Source organism: Kiritimatiellales bacterium (assembly GCA_041656295.1).
Taxonomy (GTDB): Bacteria; Verrucomicrobiota; Kiritimatiellia; order Kiritimatiellales; family Tichowtungiaceae; genus Tichowtungia.
The window spans coordinates 1-2,569 of record JBBADV010000048.1; the positions used below are offsets into that span (position 1 = coordinate 1).

2 protein-coding genes are annotated in these 2,569 nt (G+C 46.1%); both read left to right on the forward strand.

Going from position 1 to position 2,569, the window contains the following annotated elements; all coding sequences use genetic code 11:
* On the forward strand, window positions 1–2,183 hold a 2,183-nt coding region (gene cas9 / locus WC959_12975; GenBank protein MFA5690028.1), incomplete at its 5' end, for a type II CRISPR RNA-guided endonuclease Cas9.
* Window positions 2,173–2,569: hypothetical protein (locus WC959_12980; GenBank protein MFA5690029.1), on the forward strand; the 397-nt coding region annotated here is incomplete at its 3' end. The genes cas9 and WC959_12980, both read left to right, overlap by 11 nt.

Genomic DNA, 2,569 nt, shown 5'->3' on the forward strand with positions numbered 1-2,569 from the left:
ATTTTCAAAATCCGCTGAAAAAAGGAAGAGTGCCAAAATGCGACTATGAACCCAACCGCACGGTTACACACGCCAGCAACCCTGTTTATCAGGAATTCCGCGTATGGCGCGATGTTCTGAACATCAAAATTTATGATCCGGAAAGAAACGAAGTGGAAATTCCGTTTGAATTGCGTCAAAAGTGGTTTGAGCGGTGCAATACCGGAACCAACCTCACCAAAGCCTCCTGCTGCCGCGACTTAGGTTTCAAACGAAGTACGCAATTCAGCTGGTTCAGTGGAAAAATGATTGCCGGAAATCCTATCAATAAAATGTTTTTGGGAATTGGAACTTCGTTGGAGCCACATCCCATACCGGCGAGCTTTCGCTACACGCTTTGGCAGGAACTTTTCAGCGCCACCGACGATGATCGGCTGGCAAAATTGCTTCAAAACAAATATGGTTTTACTGACCATCAAATCAGTGAATTGCTTGATTTTGACTTTTCAAAACTTGGTCATTCCGGGTTCAGCATGAAGGCAATCCGAAAATTAATGCCGGAGATGGTTGCCGGAACGAAGCTGAAAGATGCCATTATGCAGGTTTATGGAAAAGTGGACTTCAAAAATGTGGCATTGCGCAATGTGGTGTTAGAGCAGCACTATTTTAGTTATAAAGCATTGGTTGAGCAGCTTTGCAAAGATTTTGAAATTAATGAAATATGGTTTGAAATTGATCCGCTGCTGAAAGCCGGCAACAAACAGCGCAAGGCGATGGCACAGCAACGACGCCGCGATGAAAAATTTGCAAAAGAAAACGAACAGCTCTCATCATACAACCTGTTGAAACTGAAATTGTGGAATGAAAGCGAAGGCGTTAGTCCATACGAACCGGATTACGTGATTCCATTGGAAGAACTTTACTCTGACAAATACAACATCGACCATATTGTGCCGAAAAGTCTCCTTTTTGAACGCGGTTACAGCAATCAGGTACTTTCGCCGGTGAAGCTTAACGAAAAGAAAAACCGGCTCACCGGATTGGAATTCGCCCGGGTGTCGGGTATTGAGGAAGAATACCGCGCACTTGTTGAAACCATGCCCGAAAACAAACAGCGATTCCTGCTGATGAACAACGAAGAAATTCCAGCCGACTGGATTTCGCGCCGGCAAAACAGCGACTACAACACCAAATGTTTTGCAACAATCAGAAACGGGCAAAACATGCCAAATAAGCTGATCAGCCGTTACACGCGGCAGTGGATTGAGCCGGGATACCCTGAAGATGATGCCAGGCATTACCTGTGCAAAGCCTGGACATTGGCAAACCTTGACCAGAATACAATTGAATATTTTGATCATCTGAAAGAAGAAAGTGTGGGCAAAGACAGCGTTGGATTATATGCGTTAGAACCCGTTTGTGAACGGATTGACTTTGAAAATGCGCCCCTGGCACGTCCAAAAATCAAGTTTGCAAAGAAAACGGCGCACGGATACGTGCCGCGGTTCGGACTGCACGGCGAAACCGTGTTTGGAAAACGGGTTTTCAAACGCCGCGATGCAAAAGGGAAAATCATCACTGATGTTTTTTACAAAGTGCGGCAGCCGGTTGACCAGCTCACCGCGCCCATGGTCCGCAAAATCATGGATAAGGCTATCCGTGAGAAAATTGAAGCGCGCATTGCGGAATATGGTTCGCATGAAAAAGGGATTGAATCCCTGATTGATGAACCGGTGCTGCATAACGGCAAATCAATCAAACGGGTGAGCGTGATGCAGAGCGCCGAAAAAATATTTCCGCTGCACAGCACAGACGGCAGCGGCAAAACTTCAAAATCTGCAAAATATAACCGCAAAATCGACTTTGTTTTCAGCGATAAAAACCGGATGCTGAAAATCAGCATCGGCGAAAACGGGAAAGTGAAAAAAGAGACCGTTACGCTGTTGGAGTGGATCAACGCGCTGAACAGCGGTGAAAAGATTGAACGCGGCACATTCTGGCTGCAGGAAAATGATATTGTGGAACTGCGCGGAAAACGCTACTATGTGGTTGGCGCCAGCGAAACGCTGATGCTGCGCGACATATATACGCTGTCTGCCACCAACACCTATCGCGTGAAGGTGGATGATTACAAGGAAATGAAAAAATTAAAGGTTAACCAGTATGGCGATTGGCAGAATTCCGCGGATAACAATGAAGTTTGACACGGTGGATTATGAAAATTCCACCGAAAAAGCATATAAATGTTACCTGAACGGGGTGGTGCAGTGGATACCCAAATCCATTGCAATCCCCGTGCAGGGATTTCGCAATTCGCTCAACGTGGCGCCGTTCAAATTTCAGGAGATAACCGGAAGGGTACCGCAAACGCTAGACAGCTTCACGCTGCGCGAAGTGGAAGAGAACCGGCAGTTCTTCACGCTTCCTGACTATACGCTCATTCATCCTGCCGGAATAGAATTGAAGCCAAAACAACGGGAAAAAGTGGAGAAAATATGGCGGATGAAAGTTTTTGCAATCAACTCGGAAATGCGCACCGGAAAAACATTTATGGCTGCAACCATAATCAACTCGCGGAAATTGGCAGGAA